16 protein-coding genes are annotated in these 17,379 nt (G+C 56.2%); 2 read left to right on the top strand and 14 right to left on the bottom strand.

Annotated elements, in window-relative coordinates; translation table 11 throughout:
• Positions 1-3 precede the first annotated feature (3 nt).
• On the bottom strand, positions 4-651 hold the full coding sequence (gene leuD / locus KYE_RS06885) for a 3-isopropylmalate dehydratase small subunit (RefSeq protein ID WP_008171758.1): 648 nt from the start codon (positions 649-651) through the stop codon (positions 4-6).
• A gap of 16 nt (positions 652-667) precedes the next feature.
• Positions 668-2,086 carry a 3-isopropylmalate dehydratase large subunit gene (gene leuC / locus KYE_RS06890; protein WP_008171760.1) on the bottom strand — a complete coding sequence of 473 codons (1,419 nt, stop codon included), beginning with the start codon at positions 2,084-2,086 and terminating at the stop codon, positions 668-670.
• 424 nt (positions 2,087-2,510) lie between these two features.
• Here leuC and KYE_RS06895 point away from each other — a divergent pair, with 424 nt between their 5' ends.
• The gene (locus tag KYE_RS06895; RefSeq protein ID WP_008171762.1) at positions 2,511-3,383 is read left to right on the top strand and encodes a LysR family transcriptional regulator; all 873 of its coding nucleotides are present in this window, start codon (positions 2,511-2,513) and stop codon (positions 3,381-3,383) included.
• Positions 3,384-3,386: 3 nt separating this feature from the next.
• Here the strand turns inward: KYE_RS06895 and KYE_RS06900 are convergent, their stop codons facing one another.
• The 10 genes from KYE_RS06900 to KYE_RS06945 form a co-directional block, all read right to left on the bottom strand.
• On the bottom strand, positions 3,387-4,550 hold the full coding sequence (locus KYE_RS06900) for an MFS transporter (protein ID WP_008171764.1): 1,164 nt from the start codon (positions 4,548-4,550) through the stop codon (positions 3,387-3,389).
• Positions 4,551-4,693: 143 nt separating this feature from the next.
• A complete protein-coding gene (gene aroC, locus KYE_RS06905; protein WP_008171766.1) occupies positions 4,694-5,788 on the bottom strand; it encodes a chorismate synthase in 1,095 nt (364 codons plus the stop codon).
• Positions 5,789-5,825: 37 nt separating this feature from the next.
• Complete coding sequence (prmB, locus tag KYE_RS06910) at positions 5,826-6,728, bottom strand: 50S ribosomal protein L3 N(5)-glutamine methyltransferase (protein WP_008171767.1); 903 nt, start codon at positions 6,726-6,728, stop codon at positions 5,826-5,828.
• A gap of 88 nt (positions 6,729-6,816) precedes the next feature.
• On the bottom strand, positions 6,817-8,031 hold the full coding sequence (locus KYE_RS06915; RefSeq protein ID WP_039881905.1) for a patatin-like phospholipase family protein: 1,215 nt from the start codon (positions 8,029-8,031) through the stop codon (positions 6,817-6,819).
• Between the two features lie 5 nt (positions 8,032-8,036).
• Complete coding sequence (locus KYE_RS06920; RefSeq protein WP_050898270.1) at positions 8,037-8,951, bottom strand: DUF4892 domain-containing protein; 915 nt, start codon at positions 8,949-8,951, stop codon at positions 8,037-8,039.
• Positions 8,944-9,894 (bottom strand): alpha/beta fold hydrolase, encoded by a 951-nt coding sequence (locus tag KYE_RS06925; RefSeq protein WP_008171773.1) that lies wholly within the window; start codon positions 9,892-9,894, stop codon positions 8,944-8,946. The genes KYE_RS06920 and KYE_RS06925 overlap by 8 nt, the downstream gene beginning before the upstream one ends.
• Before the next feature lie 13 nt (positions 9,895-9,907).
• Complete coding sequence (locus KYE_RS06930; protein WP_008171779.1) at positions 9,908-10,258, bottom strand: PilZ domain-containing protein; 351 nt, start codon at positions 10,256-10,258, stop codon at positions 9,908-9,910.
• A gap of 115 nt (positions 10,259-10,373) precedes the next feature.
• The gene (locus tag KYE_RS06935; RefSeq protein WP_008171781.1) at positions 10,374-11,405 is read right to left on the bottom strand and encodes a DNA polymerase III subunit delta'; all 1,032 of its coding nucleotides are present in this window, start codon (positions 11,403-11,405) and stop codon (positions 10,374-10,376) included.
• On the bottom strand, positions 11,398-13,464 hold the full coding sequence (locus KYE_RS06940; RefSeq protein ID WP_008171782.1) for a DUF3488 and DUF4129 domain-containing transglutaminase family protein: 2,067 nt from the start codon (positions 13,462-13,464) through the stop codon (positions 11,398-11,400). Before KYE_RS06940 ends, KYE_RS06935 begins: the two co-directional genes overlap by 8 nt.
• Before the next feature lie 5 nt (positions 13,465-13,469).
• The gene (locus KYE_RS06945) at positions 13,470-14,504 is read right to left on the bottom strand and encodes a DUF58 domain-containing protein (RefSeq protein WP_008171785.1); all 1,035 of its coding nucleotides are present in this window, start codon (positions 14,502-14,504) and stop codon (positions 13,470-13,472) included.
• Positions 14,505-14,693: 189 nt separating this feature from the next.
• On the opposite strand from KYE_RS06945, the gene KYE_RS06950 reads away from it, so the two are divergent.
• Entirely contained in the window at positions 14,694-15,311 is a 618-nt protein-coding gene (locus KYE_RS06950; RefSeq protein WP_008171787.1) for a hypothetical protein, read from the top strand.
• 137 nt (positions 15,312-15,448) lie between these two features.
• Here the strand turns inward: KYE_RS06950 and KYE_RS06955 are convergent, their stop codons facing one another.
• Together KYE_RS06955 and KYE_RS06960 are read right to left on the bottom strand one after the other, a co-directional pair.
• Positions 15,449-16,417 (bottom strand): DUF6160 family protein, encoded by a 969-nt coding sequence (locus KYE_RS06955; protein WP_008171789.1) that lies wholly within the window; start codon positions 16,415-16,417, stop codon positions 15,449-15,451.
• A 156-nt stretch (positions 16,418-16,573) separates the two neighbouring features.
• Positions 16,574-17,164 carry a hypothetical protein gene (locus KYE_RS06960; RefSeq protein WP_008171791.1) on the bottom strand — a complete coding sequence of 197 codons (591 nt, stop codon included), beginning with the start codon at positions 17,162-17,164 and terminating at the stop codon, positions 16,574-16,576.
• Between the last annotated feature and the right edge of the window lie 215 nt (positions 17,165-17,379).

Consider the following 17,379-nt stretch of genomic DNA (forward strand, 5'->3'; position numbering starts at 1 on the left):
CTATTACCGCCCAGCACCAAACAGCCAGGGCGCAGTTTTACGGCGGCTATCTTCGTAAGACCGGATCAGCTCAGCATCTTCCAGCGTCACGCCAATATCATCCAGGCCGTTCAGCAGGCAATGACGACGGAAATCATCCACCTCAAAGGTAAAGGTTTCGCCGGATGGGGTAGTTACAGTCCTGGCTTCCAGGTCGACTGCCAACTGATAGCCTTCACTCTGCTCCACTTCCCGGAATAAACGATCGACAATTTCCTCTGGAAGAATAATGGGTAACAACCCGTTCTTAAAGCAGTTATTATAGAAAATATCGGCAAAACTCGGAGCAATAATCACCCGGAACCCGAAATCCTCCAGAGCCCAGGGTGCGTGCTCCCGGCTTGAACCACAGCCAAAGTTACGTCGCGCCAACAATACACTGGCGTTCTTGTAGCGGTCCTGATTCAGGACAAAATCCGGATTAATCGGACGGGTGGAACAATCCTGATCCGGTTTGCCTTCATCCATATACCGCAACTCATCAAACAGGTTCGGGCCGAAGCCCGTGCGCTTGATGGACTTCAGAAACTGCTTGGGAATAATCATGTCCGTATCCACGTTGGAACGGTCCATGGGGGCGACAACGCCCTGGTGTTGCTTCAATGCGCGCATGGTTCTCTCCTGTGGATCAGTTCATCAGCTCACGGACATCAACGAAATGACCGGTTACTGCGGCAGCAGCAGCCATGGCCGGGCTCACCAGATGGGTACGCCCGCCAAAGCCCTGACGGCCCTCGAAGTTCCGGTTCGACGTGGAAGCACAATGCTCCCCCTGCCCCAGCTTGTCGGCGTTCATGGCCAGACACATCGAACAGCCCGGGTCGCGCCACTCAAGACCGGCTTCGATAAAGATCTTGTCCAGACCTTCCTGCTCCGCCTGGGCTTTCACCAGACCGGAACCGGGAACCACCATGGCCTGCTTCAGAATCGGCGACACCTTCCGCCCTTTCACCACGGCCGCGGCCTCGCGCAGATCCTCAATCCGGCTGTTGGTACAGGAGCCAATGAACACACGATCCAGCTTGATATCGGTAATCGCCATATTGGGCTGCAAACCCATGTACTTGAGAGCGCGAACAATGCCTTCACGCTTGATCGGATCGGCTTCCTGTTCCGGATCGGGCACCTTGCCATCAATTCCGGCCACCATTTCAGGCGACGTACCCCAGCTCACCTGCGGCTGGATTTCCGAGCCTTCGAGCTCAACAACCTTGTCGAAGACTGCATCGCTATCGCTATGCAAGGTGCGCCAGTATTCAACTGCAGCATCCCACTGCCCGCCCTTGGGCCCAAACGGACGATTGCGAACGTATTCGATGGTGGTGTCATCAACCGCTACCATACCAACCCGCGCACCGGCTTCGATGGACATGTTGCAGATGGTCATCCGCCCTTCCATGCTCAGGCCCCGGATGGCTTCGCCGCCAAACTCAATGGCGTGCCCGGTACCACCGGCAGTCCCGATTTTGCCAATGATGGCCAGCACAACATCCTTGCCGGTAACGCCCGGACCCAGCTTGCCATTGACCTTCACCAGCATGTTTTTCATTTTCTGCTGCACCAGGCACTGGGTAGCCAGCACATGCTCAACTTCACTGGTGCCAATACCATGAGCCAGGCAACCGAAAGCACCGTGGGTAGATGTATGGGAATCCCCACAAACAATACTCATGCCCGGCAACGTTGCGCCCTGCTCGGGCCCGATAACGTGCACGATGCCCTGGCGTTGATCCTTGATCTTGAACTCTAGAATCCCGAACTCGTCGCAGTTCTTGTCCAGTGTTTCCACCTGGATCCGGGAAACCGGGTCAACAATACCTTCGACACCACGATCACGATCCGTGGTAGGCACGTTGTGGTCCGGCGTCGCAATGTTGGCATCAATCCGCCACGGCTTCCGCCCCGCCAGACGCAGGCCTTCAAATGCCTGGGGTGATGTCACTTCGTGCAGTAACTGACGATCGATATAAATCAACGCGGAGCCGTCATCGCGCTGTTTGACGAGATGATCGTCCCACAATTTGTCGTATAAGGTTTTGCCCGCCATGGTTCTCTCTCACTCTCTGGGGGTTTTTGGTTCTGACGTTTGATAACGGTATCTTACCGCCTGCGACCGGATAACCTCAATTCATGTTTTTTATCTATCGCATGCCTTATGGTAATACTTTAAGATTCTGAGAAGGTCGCATGAAGGGATAAGCCTCCCAAAACACGCCCGTAAATACATCCATGTAGGGCTCGGTCGCGCCATCCCTGGCGCTCCACGGTTTTGGGAGGCTCATCCCTCCATACTCCCCATGCGCTGCGGATATTGGCCACACTCTGGGGAGCGGGTTGGAGCAGCGTTTTCAAAACCGTAGAGGGCCAGGGATGGCCCGATTCGAGCCCACATGGACGTGCTTGTCGGCGTGTTTTGAAAACGCTGTTCCAACTCGGGACCTTCGGCCAAATTGAAAATCAGGAACGAATGCATGGATTCAAACGCATTAAAAGCTTTTCTGACCATTGTCGATCAGGGCTCCTTCTCAGAAGCCGCGGAAATCCTGCACCTGACACAGCCGGCCATCTCGAAACGTTTGGCTGCCCTGGAAAACCAGCTTGGCACCAGCCTGATCGATCGTAGCCACCGCCAGATTCGTCTGACTGATGCCGGCAGTCGTTTGCTTCCCCATGCACGTCGGATCCTCGATGAAATTCACAACGCCCGGGTGGCGTTGTCGCCGGACTCTGGACAAGTCCAGGGCGAGCTGCAAATCATCGCCAGCCATCACATCGGTCTGCATCATTTGCCAAATTGGCTACGACGGTTCAAACGGGAATACCCTCAGGTGTCCATCAACCTGCAGTTCATGGAATCCGATGCCGCCTACGAGCAGATGCGTAAACGTAATGCGGAGCTGGCATTCGTGACGCTGAGTGACAGCATGGAACCGAGCTTTCATGTGTTTGCCCAATGGCCGGACCAGATGGTGTTTGTGGTGGGCGCCGAGCACCCCCTGGCGTCACTCGAAAATCCGAGGCTTACAGACCTAGCAGACCACCCGGCACTATTGCCCGACACCAGCACCGCAACCTATCGGGTTGTGAGCCGGTTGTTTCTGGAGGCGAATCTGCACCTGAACCCGCAAATGCCAACCAACTACCTGGAAACCATCAAGATGATGACCAGTGTGGGCCTGGGCTGGAGTGTGCTGCCCCTGCGCATGATTGACGACAGCCTTAGGGTACTGGATGTGGGCAAGCCAGTTTCTCGTGTCCTCGGGGGGATCGGGTTATCCGGGCGGCAGCTCAGCAACGCGGCCAAAGCGTTACTCACCATCGTGCAGGAAGAGGAAAGCGCCTGAGGTTTAACCCTCGCCATGGGCTGGCGGCGGCCGAAGGCCTCGCCAGGTGATCACGATTGCGACGGCCATGGCGGCCGCACCACCCCAGAAAGCCGCCGAGGTACTGAACCCATCCACCAGGAACCCCGACAACCAGGCCCCAAGCGCACCGCCAGCACCGAAGGTGAGGCCGCTGTAGAGGGCCTGCCCCTGCCCGTGATGGTGCTTGCCAAAAAAGCCCTGGATGTACTGGACAGAGATTGCATGCAGCGCACCGTAAGATGCTGCATGCAGCAGCTGGGCGAACAGCAGGACGAGGACAACATCCGTCAGCTCCGCGATCAGTACCCATCGAATCATGGTGAGCGTAAGCGCGCCGATCGCAATCTGGCGAACCGTGAAATTGCGCGTTAACCGGTGCATCACCAGAAACAGTGCGATCTCCGCAAAAACACCCAGCGACCACAGCAAACCAATCGACAGCTTGCCGTACCCGTGCTGCTCCAGATGGATACTGAAGAACGTGTAATAAGCTCCGTGCGAAACCTGCAGCAGGAAATTCATCAGAAAAAACGTCACCACTGCCGGGTGCGTGACGATGGCCTTTAAACTGCCTTTCGGAGCCGGCGCCTTTCGCTCACCCCGCTCCGCAGGCACCAGAAATGCGGATACGGCAATGCCCGCAAACACCGGAAGCAACAACCACGGGAGATTCTGAATCGGCACCAGTTCCAGCAAACCGCCGACCAGCGCAACCGCTCCGATGAACCCCACCGAACCCCAGAGCCGAACCCGCCCGTATTTCTCTTTCTGCTCGCCCAGGGTTCGAAGCGTGATCACCTCATACAGCGGCAAGATCGCATTCCAGAAAAACGTGAACGCCAGCATGACCAGCAGCAGGCCATAGAACCCCGGCTCCATGAACACACCGGCAAAAAACAGCGAACCGGTAATGGCACCGAACCGCACCAAACGCACACGCTGGCCGGTTCTGTCCCCTAGCCAGCCCCAGACGCTGGGAGCAACGATTTTGGTGAGCTGAATGGTCGCCATGAGCGTGGCGATCTGGAGGTAGGAAAAGCCCTGGCCCTCAAGGTAGAGGGACCAATACGGCAAGAGCCCGCCAAGGAGGGCGAAGAACCAGAAATAGAGGTTAGAGAGGCGCCAGTAGATAGAAATACCCCGCAAGTCCGGCTGTTTTGGCGGGACTCACTGCCCAAAAATGTGGAGCGCCAAGGATGGCGCGACCAAGCCCTACAGGGAAGTATTCACGGGCGTTTTTTGGGCAGTGAGTGCCGCCGAAGCAGCTTCACCAAGCCTGACAAACAAAATCAGAGCTGCCCAATCACCGGCGTAGAAACAGAAACATCCGCATTCTGCCCACGATGCCGCAGGTAATGGTCCATCAACACAATGGCCATCATCGCCTCCGCAATCGGCGTCGCCCGGATACCGACACATGGATCGTGCCGCCCGGTGGTAATAACTTCACAGGGATCGCCGTTCACATCAATACTGCGACCCGACAAGCGCAAACTCGACGTGGGCTTCAATGCGATACTGGCCACGATCGGTTGCCCTGAGGAAATACCTCCAAGCACACCACCGGCATTATTCGAAAGGAACCCTTCCGGCGTCATCTCGTCACGATGCTCGGTGCCCTTCTGGTCGACGCAGTCAAAACCGGCGCCAATCTCGACGCCCTTCACCGCATTGATGCTCATCAGTGCATGAGCCAGATCCGCATCCAAGCGGTCAAAGATCGGCTCGCCGAGACCCGGTGGCACGCCTTCGGCAACCACGTTGATCCGGGCACCGATGGAATCACCCTCCTTGCGCAGGGCATCCATATAAGCTTCCATTTCGGGAACCTTGTCCGCATCCGGGCAGAAGAACGGGTTCTGGTGAACCTGATCCCAATCCAGTTTCTCGGCCTTGATGGGCCCCAGTTGCGACAGATAGCCGCGAATCCTGATACCCAGGCGCTGTTCTAGGAACTTTCTCGCAACAGCACCCGCAGCAACCCGCATAGCGGTCTCACGGGCAGACGAACGACCACCGCCGCGATAGTCGCGAACACCATACTTGTGCATGTAGGTGTAATCAGCGTGAGCCGGCCGAAACTGCTCGGAGATCTTTGAGTAATCCTTGGACCGCTGATCGGTGTTTTCAATCAGCAGGCCAATCGGCGTTCCGGTGGTCTTACCCTCGAAAACGCCTGACAGGATTCTCACCTCGTCGGCCTCACGACGCTGGGTTGTGTGCCGGGATGTGCCTGGCTTTCGGCGATCCAGGTCCCGCTGCATGTCCGCTTCCGAAAGCTCAAGTCCCGGAGGGCAGCCATCAATAATGCACCCCAGAGCAGGCCCGTGGCTCTCGCCGAATGAGGTAACCGTAAACAGTTTTCCGAAAGAGTTTCCCGACATAATTCAGTATCTTGTTCAGCTTTTATGAGAATTCAGTTTAACTGGAAGCCTGCCACTGACGCAGGTCCGTCTCGGTGATCAGAAAGACGCCATCGCCCCCATTCTCGAACTCCAGCCAGGTCAGTGGCAGATCCGGATACGCCTCATCCATTGCAACCCAGCTGTTACCGACTTCCACGACCAGTAGTCCACGAGGAGTAAGATGTTCGGCCGCTTTGGCAATGATTCTGTGAGCGATGTCGAGCCCGTCTTTACCGGCGGCAAGGCCCAGCTCAGGTTCGTGGCGGTACTCATCCGGCATGCTGGAGAGATCGTCTGCATCCACATAGGGCGGGTTGCTAACGATCACGTCGTAGCGACCTTCAATATTGTCAAAGACATCGGATTGTACGGTACGGACCCGCTCGCGGACTCCGTGCAGGTCGATATTGGATTCAGCCACTTCAAGTGCATCCGGAGAAATGTCCGACAGATCGACTTCCGCCTCGCCGAAAACAGATGCCGCACCAATGCCAATACACCCGCTCCCGGTGCAAAGATCAAGGATGCGTTCCACCGGCTTGTCTCCGAGCCACGGCTGAAAGCCATTCTCGATCAATTCACCAATGGGGGAGCGCGGTACCAACACCCGTTCGTCAACATGAAAGGGCATGCCCATAAACCAGGCTTCACCGAGCAGATACGCCAGAGGTACGCGCTCATCCACGCGCCGGGCGATTCTTTCCAGTACCAGCTCCCGCTCTTCCCGCGTTAGACGGGCATCCAGGAACAGAGTGTTGTTTTCAAGGGGAAGGTGCAGGCTACGCATAACCAGCTGAACAGCTTCATCCCAGACATTGTCCGTGCCATGCCCGAAAAACAGCGGCGAAGCAGCAAACCGGGAGGAGGCGTAGCGGAGGTAATCCCGAACGCTGTGAAGGTCGTCAATAGGGCTGGTCACTAACGTACATCCTGTGCAAGAGCGTGTTAGCGCGGGATTATACGCTGTTTACCCGCTCGACTGCAGCCCGCCCCCGCCAACAAATTGTTCAGATAGCCAGAGGTCCGGAGCTGTTCCGGCTTTCTTCAAAGCGATCCAGCGCAGCAGCCATCCGCTCACGGCCCAGCTGAATCAATTCCGGGGCCTTGTGATAATCGTAGCTCCGACAGGCATTCTTCGGGATATTCACCAGCAAATCCGGCGGGTAGCCCGCGATCTTGTACTGCACAAGCGCACTCTGCATGGTCTCGATGGTGAGGTTCATCACATCGAATTTGCCGATCCCGAGCTTGTCCCAGTCGATGGTTTCGTGCTCTTCCTGGCTCTTCTTGTAAGCCGGCTTCTTCTCCGTCTGCTTTTGATGCTCTTTCTTGTGCACTGCCCGGCTGATCTTTTCTTCCGGGCTGTCACCGTTGTCCGGCTTCCGGGCAGTCAGGGATTTCAGGGCATCCCAGTCAAACCAGCGCGAGGCCTTCTCACGGATGGTATCCACCCACTCGTCCATATCCGTGTTTTCAGCCTCGCCCGGAGTAAACGCAGCGTCCGGAATCCGTCGACGGCGGTCATCCTCGCCACTGAGATTGACCGCAACGATGATGTCAGCGTGGGAGGAAATGGTCGGGATGATTGGCAAAGGATTGAGCAAGGCACCGTCCACGAGGACTCTGCCATTGAGAACGAGAGGTGTGACAACACTTGGAATCGCCACCGAAGCGCGGATAGCCTGATCCAGAGGCCCTTCCTGAAACCAGATTTCCTTGTGGGCGAGCAGATCTGTCGCCACGGCCGTAAAGGCAATGGGCAGGTTTTCGATCCGGGTATCTCCCAGCATTTCCCTTACAACCGAAAAAATCTTCTCGCCTCGAATAGCGCCCACGGAATTGAACGTTACATCCAGGAGCTTGAGGACATCGAACTGGCCCAGACCGGTAACCCAGTCCTTGTAGTCCTGCATCTTGCCGGCTCCGAACATACCGCCGATCAGGGCCCCCATGGAACAGCCGGAGATAGCAACGATGTCGTAGCCACGCTCCACCAGAACTTCGATGGCGCCGATGTGGGCATACCCTCTGGCACCACCACTTCCCAGCGTCAGAGCCACGGTCTTGCGCGGTTTGTTCCGGTCTTTGCCTTTTTCCGGGTTTGCCGGAGCACGGGTAGCGGAGACATCAGAGCTGCTCAGGACCTTCGAGACGTTGTCCTGCGGATCTTTCTCTGAGGGCTTGTCCTTTGGATCCTGATCGTCATCCTTTGATGTGCCCATAATCATTACCTCGAGATCACCACCACTTCTACCCGGTCGCCCTGCCTGTCTGGATCACTGAAGACACCTGCCGGCCCCACAACGATTATCTCCTGTTGAGCCCGGGAGACACCCGTTTTGGACAGGACCTCCGACAACGATTCGGTAGCCAGGCGGGCACGCTCCATCGCATCACTGAAGGACTCATCAGTCTCCAATACAGAATAGCCCACCAGTGCAACCACCGTACCCTCTTCACGGGCCAGATCATTCACCCGCCTACGATCCGTTGCCTGCCAGTCGAACCGGTAGGTTACACCGCCTTGCCAGGGAACAATAATCGGCCCTTCAACGCGGTTGGCCATGGTGCCAAAGCCGGGAATGGTCGCGCCGGATTCGACCCGCAGGTGCTCCACCCACACATACTCCCGAAGGTTGCCGCGAGTCACCGTGTAAATGAGGGTCAGCCAACGGGCGCCGTCCTCGGCAACGGTGCCCGCCACCAGATAATCCTGGGTTGCATCACGGCCATAGAGAACCGCCTGATTAAAGATCTGGTTCGCCCATACGTTGCTTCTTCCACAACGGATACTGGAGCACTCGAACAGAATCTGGGCGTTTCTCTCGCGCAATAGAGCGAGGTAGTGGTCCCGCGCTTCCTCGCGACTTGAGTCTCGGGCAATCCGGTACAGGCGCCCTTCCCCAGTCACGGGCAAGCGGGCCAGCGTTTCGGAGCGAATCTCGTTATTGACTTCCCGCACGGGGCTGAACAATACCAGGTGTCCCGACGACTGAATCGAGACCGTATCTTCAAGCGTCGACTGTTGGTAGGCCTCGGGCATATCATCAGGAGCAGACTGCACACCGGAAGACAGTGCCAATAATCCGAGGATCGGAACCAAGAAACGTGTGAACAGTAATTTCAGCAAGCGATTACTCATTTTCCAGGAATTGTTTGATAGCTGTTGCCGCCGGCCCGGTCTCGCCATCCAGATGGCAATGGTGACCTCCCGGCACGTTTACGATCTGGAGGTTGGCGATAGCGTCAGCGCGTTTATCCAGATCCTTTCTGTACGAAAGAAGTCCTGCATCGGCTCTGACAAAAAGCACACGGGTTTCGATAGCAGACAGCGAAGCCAGCACCTGCTCTTCGGTCATCATCAATGGAGACGGGTGCCGTAACCTGGGATCGGTCTGCCAGACGTAGCCCTCTCCCTCGGGTTTCATATTGCGCGGAATGAGTGTCAGCGCGGCCTCGGGGCTGAGCGGGCTCAGCCCGCCCTCCCGTGCTTTGGCGGCCGTGGCGATATCCGGATAGACAACCTGGCGGCCAGAGCCGGCAATGCGTTTTTTCACAGCTTTCCGGAGCTGGGGAATGGTTTCCTTAACCGGACGGCTCAGTGCGCCCAGGCTGTCGATCATGACAAGGTTTCGAATTCGCTCCGGAAAGGCGGCCGCGTAGAGCGCTCCGACAATCCCCCCAAGCGAGTGCCCGACCAGGTTGATCCTGCCATCCGGTGTTTCCTGGAAATAGCGTTCAACCAGCTCGGCAAGATCCGCCACATAGTCCATCAAGAGGTAACTCTGCCCCTCTGGCCGGTGCCCGGAATGGCCATGCCCGGCGAAGTCCAGCGCGTAGACGGGCCCGAGTCGCGCCAGCTCCGGTGCGAGCTTCACAAAGGTAAGGCTGTTATCGAGCCAACCATGCAGCATTATGATCGGTGTATTATCTTGGGCATCAGTAGCGGCAGGCCAGCTAAGGCCGGCCAGGGTGATGTGCCGGAGTTTCCAATCGGACTCGCGGAACGACCGGGCGGGGTTTTCAATGCTCCCGTCCTTCACCTGGTTTCCGGGGGTGTCCGTGGGAAACGACATGTCGCTCATCCAGGCTCCGCCTTCACATTGTATGGGTGGGGCGATCGGAGCTCAGCGAGCCTGCCAGGTAGGATTCAATCTTGGTTCGGGCGGTCTCATCATCACCGTTGAACTGGACACCGATACCCGCGGCGCGGTTGCCCTGGGCACCTTTCGGCGTTATCCAGATTACCTTGCCGGCGACCGGAATTTTTTCAGGCTCGTCCATCAGGTTGAGAAGCAGGAAGACTTCGTCGCCCAACTGATATTGTTTCTGGGTCGGGATGAACAGACCGCCCTGGCGAATATACGGCATGTATGCCGCGTAGAGCACTGCTTTATCCTTGATTGTCAGGGTGAGTATGCCACTGCGCGCACCAAAACCTGGCCCCATAACTGACACCTTTCTCTTAGATCGTTTTGAACGGTTATCGGGATCCGAAAATCCCTTTCATTCCGGAATCATAGCAGTTGTTGCCCCCAAAGACGCAATTCTGCCGGGATATCCACTAGGCAGCAGGGCGTTTCACCGGCATCAGCTTTTGCCAGGCGATCAGAAGACGACTGGCTTCCAGCTCGGGGCTGGCGTTGTAGACACCCGCTGCGCGTGATTCCTTTACCATATCGAGCAACTCATGGGCCCGCCAGCCGGGCGTCGTTTTGGCAAGAAATCCGAGCATATCGGCCGCATCGGCGTCCCGAGCACTGCCCCCGACTATCAAGCGTGCCAGATCAGCCGCCCAGGTTTCGAACAACCAAAGCGTATCTTCCAGGCCCATGGACTTGAACGCCCTGGCGGCCTCACCGACCGGAATCCTGGACTTCATGAAATCCTTGAAGCGGTCGAGGGCCGTGTCCCGCAAACCGATGAAATCACCTGTTGCGTAGTCCAGTGCCAATCTGGGTGCATTACCCGCCAGCATCAAAGCTTTGGCCAGAACATCTGCAGAGGGTTGTGTATCTTCGGGAAGATTCTTTACCCGAGTGAGGAGCCACTGGTTCGCTTCGCTGTTACCGGGCACCGGAACCGTCAATGTCTGGCACCGGGACCGGATGGTAGGAAGCACCGGGCGACCGCTCTCCTGCAACAGAATCAAGGTTACGTCGGGCAGCGGCTCTTCAAGTGTTTTCAGCAATGCGTTCGCCGCATTGATGTTCAACTGATCCGCCCGGTCAATAATCGCCACTTTATGGTGGGCAACCTGCGGAGACGCCACCGCAAACGACGACAGAGCCCTGACCTGATCCACCTTGACCATACGGGACTTTTCCGGCGCATAAATCCGGATATCCGGGTGGCTGGCGGCGGCCAGAAGTTCACATTGTTTACAGCGGCCACAGGCAATTGGCTGGCCCGCTTCCCGGCCCAATGGCTGATCGCACAGTAGCAGCCCACCGACAGCCTCTGCCCAGGACCGCTTACCCACACCACACTCACCAACGAGTATGAGAGCGTGTGGTAGTCGGTCTTCTGCGACCCGGCTCTGAACCGTTTGCCAGGCACGGCGCAGCCAGGGCATATCTTGGGCAATATCAGTCACTGGATCTTCCTGTGCGGGTTCCGGATCTGCGCAGTTGGCGCTTCATGGTTGCAAGCAAGCGGCGCATTCGCTTCAACTGCTCAACGCCCTCGTCGTCTTTACCAGCGCTATAGTAATGGCTGTTCACCATCCGGGCAAAAAGCCTGGCAGAATCCCCTGCAGCCGGTTCAGCTTTTGCCAGCCTTGATGCAAGAACCGACGGCGTTTCACCATGCCGGACAGGCACGCCTGCACTCGCGCACAGACGGTGCCACGTATCCACGACCCTCCGGAACGCGTCTCGCCTTTCTCCACGTCGCATCTGCAACGCGGAAATGAGTCCAGCGATTAGCAAACCGGCACCAACGATACCCGCCGTCATGTATCCCAATTCACGCATGCCGAAACCACCGGGCAACCTGGACATCAGATCCATCTGGCTCTGGCCCTGGTAACCCACTACCCAGCGCTGCCACTGGTAGTTGATACGATCAAGCTGAAGGCTTGCCCACTGCACCAGGGCGACATCGGCGTAACGCTGAGGCGAGGCCCAGTTATCCTCCAGAAAGGATCCCTCTTCGGCAACGGCGTCCCGAAGACCGGACTCGATCCTGTCCGGCGCAATGGCCGCCGTAGGATCGATCCTTACCCACCCTCGCCCATCGATATAGGCTTCTACCCACGCATGGGCATCATACTGGCGCACAATCAGGTAATCGCCCCCCGCTCCGGTTTCGCCACCCTGGTAGCCGACCACAACCCGCGAGGGAATACCGGCAGCCCGTAAAACGAAGGTGGTTGCACCCGCGTAGTGGGCGCAGAAACCGCGTTTTGCATCAAACAACAGGGAATCAATGCCATCATCGGGCATGGCCGGTGGCCGCAGGGTGTAGAAGTATTCCTGCTCACGGAATCGTTGCAACAGAGCACGAATCACCTGCTCGTCGCCCATACTTCGACGAAGCTCCCGGGCCAACTCCCGGGCTCTCGGATTGCCTTCCCGGGGCAACTGAAGGTAACGCCGCAACTCGGCGGGGCTTTGTGTCTCAGCCGTCGAAGCCTCTCCCTCCAGGGCCAGCCGGTAACGGACCGGGCTGTCGGCAGGACGTCGAAATCTGAAAAGATCGGCACTGTCTTCAAATACGTTGTCCGAGACCGCCCTGGAGTTCTCAAGTGCGAACGCCCAGCGCTGATCGGTTGGCTCCAGAAGAACGTCATACTGGTTCGATTCCAGCTCTCCTATGCCCCCATCAATCGCAACCCGACCAAGAGGGCGAAAACCCTCGCGCTGGCCCTGGCGCCAGGTCTCCCCATCCAGATAATCGAGAATCAGACCCCGCCAGTACCGGTCGCGGTAGGCAGGCATCTCGCCTCCGAACGTTACCCGGAAGGCTCGCTCACTGCTCTGGGCAAGATTGGAAATATCGCCGGGTCGCATGGTGTCGCTGATGCCCGTACGAGCCTCACCCGATACCAGCGGCACGCTCCACAAAGGCGACATCCGCGGGAAAAACACAAACAACAGAACCACAATCGGCAGTGTCTTCAGAAACATCCCACCCAGCCTGCGCCAGCCAGAGGTCATTCCCCCGGGTAATTCCGGCGCATTCAGCACCTGTAACCCCACCAGCAATAGCGCTATGCCGGCGAAATTCACCAGGGCCCAGAGAATCTCCTGATGGAACAGAAAATTGACCGTTGCCAGATAGACAAGGATAAAAAACAGAACATAGAAGTCCCTGACTGACCGGGTCTCCAGCCATTTGAGACCCACCGCGAGAACAAAAAACGAGGCGGCAGTGTCCACCGTAAACCGCCCCTGAACCGTTGCGACATAAACACCAATCAGCACCAGCATGATCCCGGTGCGTAACAAGCGGCCGGGAAGCCTTACCCGCCCGTACTGCGCCAGCCATCGCCACGCGGCCAACACGGCACAGGCGGCGATCAGCCACAGGGGCAGACGGTCCCACTGGGGCGACAGTAACAGGGCAAAACTGGCAATCAGCCAGAGCAAAGCCCGGGAAGGCAGATTAGTCGTTGTCCCTTCATCCGACTCATTGCCTCTAAGGCGGTCCATCAAACTCAAGCCTGCCCCTCCGTAACCCACTGGGAGGTTGTCTCTCTTTGTTTCTTTCGCGTTCCATGGGGCTCAGCCATCGCATCCCGCGGCCGCTCCTCACCCCAGGTTGCCAATACCCGGAGGCACCGGGCCGCATGGGCCGGTCCGGAATCAGGCTCGATGATCTGCCCCGGAAGATTCAATCCAAACCGCACACCACTGCGGCCTCGTTCGTTTACCAGATACGCCAGGTAACTCAGCCGCAATTCATAATCCGCGCCCGGATAGGCATTAAAATCCAGCCAGTAGGGACTACCCTGCTCACCCTCCCAGTCGGCAACCACCATCTGCCCGGTTCGGGCAAACCGCTTCCAAAGCACCCGCTGGCTCAGATCACCTTCCCGCCAGGGCCGGATATCGGCATGATCGTTCCCTTCAACGGACCGTACCTCTGCAGACTCCTCGCCGTCCTCAACGGTGCTGAACGCCTCCGGCGCGGGCACCTGCCTGGGGAAGACAACACCGGCGGACACCGGCCGGATCCAGGACCAGGCCTTCAGCAAGCCAAACGGAAACCGGGTTTCTATACGGATCCTGTCCGGGCGCAGGTATCCCCGGTGAGCGGAATGAACTGGCAGGCTGACGTCCTGCGCCTGCCCGCAATGGACATGCACCGGGGCATGGCCCGATTCCTCACAGGAAAGCAGGATGGCAATGGCATCGTCCCGGCCCGCCCTGAGCCGGAACCGGAAGGGAATATCATCGCCGGCAAAGCCCTCTCCCGGCTGGATCAGGGTGAGTTCAACACCAGACAGATTCCGATGGGTCTGGTGCATGGCGCCGACAAAAACGGCACCCAGGAGGAACGTGCCCAGATAAATCAGGCTGTTCTGATAATTGATGCCGGTTAACAGCATGATGACCAACAAGAGGCCAAACACGACCCCTGCGCCGGTGGGCAGAATGAAGATGTTTTTCTGACTGAAGGTCTGGAGATCGGACCGCGGAATCCGTCGGTTAATCCAGCGACGAAATCGGTTTCTGAACGGATTTTTCATAGTGTCACTGAGGCCCTGCAACGCCAAAAAAGTTCATGGTATTCGACCATGATTTTGCTGTGATTAGTAACAGTACCGAAAAATCAAAGATTCTGATCACAATCCCGGATCTTCAAGCTTGAATTCCTGTCCTACAAACCGAATACTCGACTCAGGGAGCGTATTTTTTAAACAACAAGGGTCCAGATTATGAAACGCCGACACCTGCTCACCAGCGCCATCAGCAGTCTGGTTGTTGCTTTACCTGCCTATGCTGGCGTTCAGACTATGACCTCAGACGAAATGGTGGAAACCTATGTGAAGGATTCCGCCGTTATTGTTGTACCCAAAGAGCGGAAGAAATCCGACGCCGACCGGCAACGCATCCTGCGCTCCCTCACCATTTCCCCCGGCGAACCGGTGCTGACCGAAGCGGAAGAAGAAGCCTACCGGGACGCCCTGCAACGATACGTTGATGAAGGCAAGACCGATGCGCTGGAAAACGCCGAAGAGGAATTTCTACGGCGCGCCCTGCTCCTGCCCCAGGAAGAAATCGCCCGGGCACAGCCGCCGGCCGAGTTTACGCCAACGATTCCACCGATAATCTTCGGACAGCAGGCACAGATTCCGGAAGAGCCTTTTACACAGACGTTTCTTAACGATCAACTGGGGATTGGGTTCGATGGGCAGAATGTGAATTTCAGCATTGGTAACCCGCCGGGGATTGACCAGATCCAGGTTCCACAAGCAATTAATGAAGGGCCGGTTACCTTGACGCCAAGGCCTGGTGGTGGGTTTGATCTTTCTATTGCGGTGCCGGATCAGTAACGAAGAATTCGTTGGTTCGATTTGAAAACGGCAGCCAGGATTGGCTGCCGTTTTTTTATTGGCCCGAGTTTTCTTCTAGCCAATAAAAACGCCCCGCAGAGCGGGGCGTATCACCAATCTCTTGGCGTCAGGTAAGATTACTTACCGTAAACAGCAAGCGTGGTGTCAGAGATATGCAGGTTATCAATACCAATGGTACCGATATTAGTTCCACCGATACGAGTCTCTTGGATGTTTACGTCCATCAGAACATCGTCGACGTCTACCCGCAAGACATCTGAACGGGTTCCATCGAGATTGTCACCTTTGTATATATCAAGGCGGGCAACCGCGAACGATTTGTTGGCGCCGTTATTGCCAGAAGCTAGCGCCGCAAGGGTGCCCTCAAGTACCGGATCTTCGCCGTTCGGATCGTTCAGAAGGGCTGAAATTTCGGCGTCAGTGTAGGTTTGACCACCAGCGTTCGCACCTTTAATGCTCAGGCCGGTAATACCCACTGCCAGGAAATCCACTTCGAAGTCCATCTGCTCGACAGTAAATGCTGCATCCAGATTCAAGGTGCCCGTGTTAGGGCCAGCTGCAACATCGGTGGTATCAACCCGAATATCCAGAGCGCCTAACAAACCCCACGCTTTCATTCCTGAAATCAGTGTGGTGTTTTCCGTCGCAGAAGAAGCATCCACATTGTCACGTAAGCTCATCTCACCAACCTGCATACCCCAGTCGATGGGCGCACCAGTGTTTGAGCCAACATGAATAACTGCGTCGCCATCTGCGGCAACATCAATATCGATCTTCAGGTCATCCAGCAGATTGCTTTGAGTTGCCAAACCCGGCACAGCAACGGGGTCACCAGTGTTTGGGTCTGTAGCAATCAGACCACTAGCGTTCGCACCGCCGATTTCGATGTCAGAGACCGCGAATGTACCTTCATCGGTGTAGGTGAACTCTCCGATGGAAACGCGGGTTTCCAATTCGATAGTTACACCTGCCTGACCAGTTACGTTCCCCATTGCGCTATCATCCAACGCCTTGAGGTCTGCATTTGCTGCGAAAGGGGCAGCAGCGACTGCTGTAGCAAGAGCAAGTTTCTTCAGGCCTTTCATTATTATCTCCTTGAGTAAACTCTTTTTGATTGTTTTCCGAGTTTTATTTTTGTGAAGTTCTGTAACCTCACACCTCCATTTAAGATTGTTTTACAGTCGGAGTCCGTGAATGAACGCACAGTTCCGGAACACTAAGCTACAGCTTGCGCCTGACACTCAGGCACCCTTTTTCTTCTGGTCATAAAAGATCTGAAATGACTTTTCCTGCGACATAGCAGCTCCAAATGAGACATCCCCTTCGTCTAACTCAAGAGGAATCAATTTCAAGCCTGAGATGCCCAGTCGATGTTCATGCTCTACTACTACAACCCTCTGCTTCTCACCTTCTTTGGTTATGGTGCCTGGATAAACAATTAACGCGGCATCAATTTTATTGTGCCGGGCTAAAGACCGCAGGCTAGCCCTGAAAACTTGCAGCTTCGCTGAAGGAGGTGCACTCTCCGCTGCCTCATCGAGCCTCACTTTTTTGAGTTTCCGATCTTTTAAAACCATCCATGCACCCGGCCCGAAAATCCCCGAATTCTCTACTTCTTCCTCTACAACGGACATTGAGGCTTTCAGCATTGAAGTGAGATCTTTTTCCGCCGTTAACATGGCTGCAGCCAGCTCCTTTTTTGTGAGCTTGCCGTCAGATAAAACACTGGAACCTTCACTCTGGTGTTCCTGAGAGGTCGCTGTCGCGGAGAAGCAGACAAGTGAAAGAATCAAAAAAAGGACCTTTAAATAACCAAATCGCAAGGTATTCATAGAAACTCCATGTGCAAAGGACTGCCCTTGCCTCTCGGGACAAGCGCTTCCATTTAGTTTTTTTATACTGGGGACGCCCTACCAACTCGGATAGAATGCCGATCAACCGTATAATCAGCAGTTGAATAAAGCGTTAGTTAATTAGATCAGCGCATCCATAAAAGTCACAACGCCGATTTTGTGTGCTGTTTATCATTTTTTGAACATTCCGGAGG

Source organism: Marinobacter manganoxydans MnI7-9 (genome assembly GCF_000235625.1).
GTDB lineage: Bacteria > Pseudomonadota > Gammaproteobacteria > Pseudomonadales > Oleiphilaceae > Marinobacter > Marinobacter manganoxydans.

Bases quoted from the DNA above. Each gene is read 5' to 3' on its own strand.
- leuD (WP_008171758.1), bottom strand. From the start codon at position 651: ATGCGCGCATTGAAGCAACACCAGGGCGTTGTCGCCCCCATGGACCGT.
- leuC (WP_008171760.1), bottom strand. From the start codon at position 2,086: ATGGCGGGCAAAACCTTATACGACAAATTGTGGGACGATCATCTCGTC.
- KYE_RS06895 (WP_008171762.1), top strand. From the start codon at position 2,511: ATGGATTCAAACGCATTAAAAGCTTTTCTGACCATTGTCGATCAGGGC.
- aroC (WP_008171766.1), bottom strand. From the start codon at position 5,788: ATGTCGGGAAACTCTTTCGGAAAACTGTTTACGGTTACCTCATTCGGC.
- KYE_RS06915 (WP_039881905.1), bottom strand. From the start codon at position 8,031: ATGGGCACATCAAAGGATGACGATCAGGATCCAAAGGACAAGCCCTCA.
- KYE_RS06920 (WP_050898270.1), bottom strand. From the start codon at position 8,951: ATGAGTAATCGCTTGCTGAAATTACTGTTCACACGTTTCTTGGTTCCG.
- KYE_RS06925 (WP_008171773.1), bottom strand. From the start codon at position 9,894: ATGAGCGACATGTCGTTTCCCACGGACACCCCCGGAAACCAGGTGAAG.
- KYE_RS06930 (WP_008171779.1), bottom strand. From the start codon at position 10,258: ATGGGGCCAGGTTTTGGTGCGCGCAGTGGCATACTCACCCTGACAATC.
- KYE_RS06940 (WP_008171782.1), bottom strand. From the start codon at position 13,464: ATGGACCGCCTTAGAGGCAATGAGTCGGATGAAGGGACAACGACTAAT.
- KYE_RS06945 (WP_008171785.1), bottom strand. From the start codon at position 14,504: ATGAAAAATCCGTTCAGAAACCGATTTCGTCGCTGGATTAACCGACGG.
- KYE_RS06950 (WP_008171787.1), top strand. From the start codon at position 14,694: ATGAAACGCCGACACCTGCTCACCAGCGCCATCAGCAGTCTGGTTGTT.
- KYE_RS06955 (WP_008171789.1), bottom strand. From the start codon at position 16,417: ATGAAAGGCCTGAAGAAACTTGCTCTTGCTACAGCAGTCGCTGCTGCC.
- KYE_RS06960 (WP_008171791.1), bottom strand. From the start codon at position 17,164: ATGAATACCTTGCGATTTGGTTATTTAAAGGTCCTTTTTTTGATTCTT.